The organism is Chitinophaga sp. (assembly GCF_035564935.1).
Classification (GTDB): Bacteria; Bacteroidota; Bacteroidia; order Chitinophagales; family Chitinophagaceae; genus Chitinophaga.
Genome location: NZ_DATMTE010000722.1, coordinates 1 through 4,290, shown reverse-complemented (window position 1 = coordinate 4,290; position 4,290 = coordinate 1). Strand labels below are relative to the sequence as shown.

At 48.2% G+C, this 4,290-nt stretch carries 6 protein-coding genes; 2 read left to right on the top strand and 4 right to left on the bottom strand.

What is annotated here, in order from left to right:
* The 4 genes from VN105_RS18640 to VN105_RS18625 form a co-directional block, all read right to left on the bottom strand.
* Positions 1 to 784: helix-turn-helix transcriptional regulator (locus tag VN105_RS18640; protein ID WP_325643039.1), on the bottom strand; the 784-nt coding region annotated here is incomplete at its 3' end.
* A gap of 37 nt (positions 785 to 821) precedes the next feature.
* Positions 822 to 1,160: a hypothetical protein gene (locus VN105_RS18635; protein WP_325643038.1), complete on the bottom strand. Its 339-nt coding sequence runs from the start codon at positions 1,158 to 1,160 to the stop codon at positions 822 to 824.
* Between the two features lie 32 nt (positions 1,161 to 1,192).
* Complete coding sequence (locus VN105_RS18630; protein WP_325643037.1) at positions 1,193 to 1,816, bottom strand: SCO family protein; 624 nt, start codon at positions 1,814 to 1,816, stop codon at positions 1,193 to 1,195.
* 2 nt (positions 1,817 to 1,818) lie between these two features.
* Complete coding sequence (locus tag VN105_RS18625; protein ID WP_325643036.1) at positions 1,819 to 2,133, bottom strand: hypothetical protein; 315 nt, start codon at positions 2,131 to 2,133, stop codon at positions 1,819 to 1,821.
* A gap of 275 nt (positions 2,134 to 2,408) precedes the next feature.
* Here VN105_RS18625 and VN105_RS18620 point away from each other — a divergent pair, with 275 nt between their 5' ends.
* Together VN105_RS18620 and VN105_RS18615 are read left to right on the top strand one after the other, a co-directional pair.
* Positions 2,409 to 3,035 carry a class I SAM-dependent methyltransferase gene (locus VN105_RS18620; protein WP_325643035.1) on the top strand — a complete coding sequence of 209 codons (627 nt, stop codon included), beginning with the start codon at positions 2,409 to 2,411 and terminating at the stop codon, positions 3,033 to 3,035.
* A gap of 158 nt (positions 3,036 to 3,193) precedes the next feature.
* A partial coding sequence (locus VN105_RS18615) for an ABC transporter permease (RefSeq protein WP_325643034.1) occupies positions 3,194 to 4,290 on the top strand: 1,097 nt, incomplete at its 3' end.

The following is a 4,290-nucleotide window of genomic DNA, read 5'->3' as shown; positions in this document are numbered from 1 at the left end:
CAAGTTCCTTGGCTACCTCCGCTACCGACAGTCCCGTGTAATGCAGCAGGCGCTGTGCTTCCAGTGTGATCCGTTTGCGGATCAGCGCTCCGCTCGACAACCCGTTGTATTCCCTGCACAATTTGTTCAGGTAGTTGGTGGTGATGTTCAGCTGCCCTGCATAAAAGGAGGGCGTTTTATGTTCAATGAAATGCCCGTCCAGCAGCAGTTTGAACTGCCGCAGTTTTTCTTCCTTATTGTTTTTCCGCTCTGTTCCTTCCACCGGGTTAAATAGCCGCTCCAGGTTACAGAGCAGGATATTGAGATAAGACCGCAACACGTTAGCGGCGCCTTTCCGGCGCTGATAAAATTCCTGTTCCATAAAGCGGGTGATATGATTCCACTCCGTTGCTTTAGTGGCGTCCAGGCATACCTCATGCACATTTTCCTTATTCAGGAAAGAAAAGTTGAGCAATACATTGTTGTTATATCTCAGGGAGAAAAACCCTTCTGTAAAGCAGATCATGTGACCGCGGGCATGGCGGTTAATATGTATGCTGCATATGCTGCCAGGTTTTACACAAATGATTTTCGGATGGTCCAGCGGGATGGTAACACCATCTATTACCGCACTGCCTTCTGCACTTTCAATGCACAGCAGCATATAGAACAGTTGCCTGTGAGGCTGTTCCAGCAGCGGGTATTTATCGGGGATGCATCCCGGGCTGCCTATCCAGAAAAAATCATTACCGGTGTCAAACATGTCAGCAGATAACACAGCGATTTCGCCGGATTTCATACGCATGTAATAGCTTAATGATGTTTAATGCAATAGTGACTGGTTAAGCCATTGCGGCGGGCGGGCGGAATATCTGCCTGGTAAGCAGCTGGGGGAAGTAAGGTGAATGATAATCACAGAACGTGATGATAATTCCGGGAGATACCGGTTTTGCCTGGGGAAGATCAAAGGGCTGGCAAAACAGGGTAATTTCTTTCAACCGGCTGGCGGTATTGCCTTCCTGTTGTTTATCGTTTTCCTTTATTTTTTTGTCGAGGAAGCAGGAGCCTTTACACACAGGAATAAGATCAAACCGGTTGATACAAAGTTCCGAAGCGATATAATTCCTGTTAAGATAAAATGCGGCTACTATCCAGCAGTTGCCGGTGCTTTGCAAAAGCATTACACACAAAAGCCATATGGATAGTATCCTTTTCAATTTTCTTTTAGTAAGATGTTTATATCGTTTATAAGCCGGGTGGTTTCCTTAGGGTCTGTGCCGTTATATACGCCGCGTATGTGCCGGGCTTTATCCACCAGCAGCAGTCCCCCGCTGTGAACAAACCCGCCGGGGGCGGTGCTGTCTTTATAAGCCGTGGAGAAATATCCTTTCTCCGCCAGGCGGTATACTGTATCCTGGTTACCGGTCACAAACCGCCATTTGGGGCCGCTAACTTCCTGGCTGCCGGCATATGCCTTCAGGCGGGGAATGGAATCATCGTCCGGGTCAATGGTGTGCGACAGGAAAAGGACGCTGTCATTTGCTTTGAAGGCGTTGTATACTTTCTTCATTTCGGCAGTCATTACCGGGCAGATGTTCGGGCACGACAGGAAAATAAAATCCGCCACATAGATCTTCCCCGCAAATGATTGCTCATTTACCGGGAGACTGTCCTGGTCCGTAAACGAAAAAGGCGGTACCACGGGATAAATGGTGTCGTGCACCGTTTTCCCGTTCTGCTCACGCGCAATGATATCCGGCTCTCCCAGGATGGGCAGCCTTTTTCCGGATTGGTTACATGCGGACACCAGTAATGCGAGCAGGAGGATCTTTTTCATTATTACTTCGTGCCAGGTGTATAACCCGATTTTGTGATAAGCGTATATGCCGCAGGATTTAGTAAGAAGCTATCCTTACACGCGGTAGAGCAAAACCCGATTACAACACCCTTGATATGGGCAGTATCGTAGATCCCAGCCCTGATGGGCATCCTGCATACCGGATCGCGCCTGTTGATCACCAGGGAAGTATCGTACTGCACTTCTTCCTGGGTTGCCGCCATGGAAGAATCGCCCTGTGCAGGGGTTTCATGACCGCTGTTACCCGCGCATGCCGCCAGTACCGTTATTATAAATAATCCTATATAAGTCTTCATGCCAGTTCATTTTTCATTACCAGCAGCAAAAGTAGGGATTAATACGCAGGGAGGGGAAAAATGAACGGGACAATAGTTTAGAAAAAGGTAACTGTCTTCCGGATGCGTGTGCCAGGGCTCCCCCGGCAGGGCCTTCCAGAGATAAGCCATATATAAGCCTTATATAAGCTTTAGGTAAGTGTTATATAACCCTTTCCTTTTAGATAAGGGTTATGTATATGTAAACCTGTTTTTATATCCAGGCAGTTAAATACTATACCCGGGAACACGCTGCCATGGCCCGTGTACAGGCGTGGCGCCCCTTTACCCGGAGGCGCGGCGATAGCATAAACTACCAGTGCTTTGCACAGCTGTCACAAATCCCTACATTTACCCCCATGGATATAGAAGACGCCATTGCGCTGATAAGGCATACACCCGCCCATGCGGGCGCTCCAACGGTTTGGGCCGACCTGGGATGTGGTACGGGCACTTTCACCTACGCCCTGGCCCATCTGCTGGAAACGGGCAGTACTATTTATGCGTTCGATAAAGAGCGGCCAAGGTTAGCCGGCCTTCCTAACCCTCGCCAGGTGATTATAAAGCCCGGGCAACTGGATTTCCTGGAAGATGATTTACCGGTATCAGAGCTGAATGGCATTCTGATGGCCAATTCCCTGCACTACGTACCCCGGAAACCGGCGTTCATTGATAAAATAGCCCGGCACCTGCAACCGGATGGCGTTTTCCTTATTGTAGAATATGAAACATCCCGGGCCAATCCCTGGGTGCCCTACCCGGTACCTTTCCAGGCGTTAAAAACGCTGTTCCATGAAGCAGGGTTTACATCTGCCGGCAGGCTAAATGAAATACCTTCGTTATACGGGTCCGGGCATATGTATGCAGCATTGTTCAGGAGGTGAACCGGGTGTATCAAAAACGGACAGGTGGCTGTACTGAAAGTGAACAACTTTGTTTTCATAAATAGCGGTATAACCTTGTAAATCAATCATCTGGGGATCAGGCATCCTGTTTGAGTACAACCGGTTCAAACTCCGCCTTTATTTTTCAACCAGGTATTATGATCAGGAATTTCTTCAAAGTAGCTTACAGGAACCTATTACGCAATAAAGGGTTTTCCTTCATCAATATTACCGGCCTGGCCATTGGCATGGCGGCCACCATACTTATCCTGCTGTGGATACAGGACGAGGTGAGTTACGATCAGTTCCATCAAAATAAAGACAGGATCTATGAAATATGGAACCATGTACCTATGGATGGTGAAATCCACAGCTGGAACAGCGTTTCCTCGTTGGTGGCCGGCACTGTGGAAAAAGACCTGCCCGAAGTGGAACGTGCCGTCAGGGTAACCTATGATAATTATCTGCTTACGGCAGGTGATAAAAAAGTAATGAAATCGGCCAATATGGTGGATACCGGCTTCCTGCAGATATTCACCTTCCCGATGCTGAAAGGCGATCCGGCCACCGCGCTGAACAACCCGCACTCGATGGTACTCACCGCAAAAACAGCCGCCATATTATTCGGCAATGAAGATGCCATAGGTAAAATTGTAAAAGTTGATAATAAAGATAATTTTACGGTTACCGGTGTGCTGGAAGATCTTCCTGCTAATTCAAGATTTAATTTCGATTACCTGCTGCCCCGGTCCTATACAAAAAACAGGGAAAGAACAGACCTGGGCTGGCACGACAACAGCACACCCACCTATGTATTGTTAAAGCCCAATACCAGTTATGCAGCAGTGGAGGCTAAAATAAAAAATCTCAAACAGCGATACGATGATGAAGCCAAAACCATGAAATGGGAACTGTCCCTTTACCCACTCAGCCGCTGGCGCCTGTATTCCAGCTTCAGCAACGGTGTGGAAGACAACGGGGGACGCAGCACCTTTATTCACCTGTTTAGCATCATTGCCGGATTTATATTATTGATCGCCTGTATTAATTTCATGAACCTGAGCACCGCCCGGAGTGAAAAACGCGCGAAAGAAGTGGGGATCCGGAAATCAGTGGGCGCCCTGAAAAGCTCCCTGATCAGCCAGTTCATCGGGGAATCGGTTTTCCTGGCATTCCTGGCAGGAATTGCAGCCATCGTTATTGTGCAGATAAGCCTGCCGGCATTCAACCAGCTTACTGATAAAAAACTATTCCT

What these genes read in the sequence shown, in the direction of transcription:
- VN105_RS18630 (WP_325643037.1), bottom strand. Translation starts at nt 1,816, where the DNA reads ATGAAAAAGATCCTCCTGCTCGCATTACTGGTGTCCGCATGTAACCAA.
- VN105_RS18635 (WP_325643038.1), bottom strand. Translation starts at nt 1,160, where the DNA reads ATGCTTTTGCAAAGCACCGGCAACTGCTGGATAGTAGCCGCATTTTAT.
- VN105_RS18620 (WP_325643035.1), top strand. Translation starts at nt 2,409, where the DNA reads ATGGCCCGTGTACAGGCGTGGCGCCCCTTTACCCGGAGGCGCGGCGAT.
- VN105_RS18625 (WP_325643036.1), bottom strand. Translation starts at nt 2,133, where the DNA reads ATGAAGACTTATATAGGATTATTTATAATAACGGTACTGGCGGCATGC.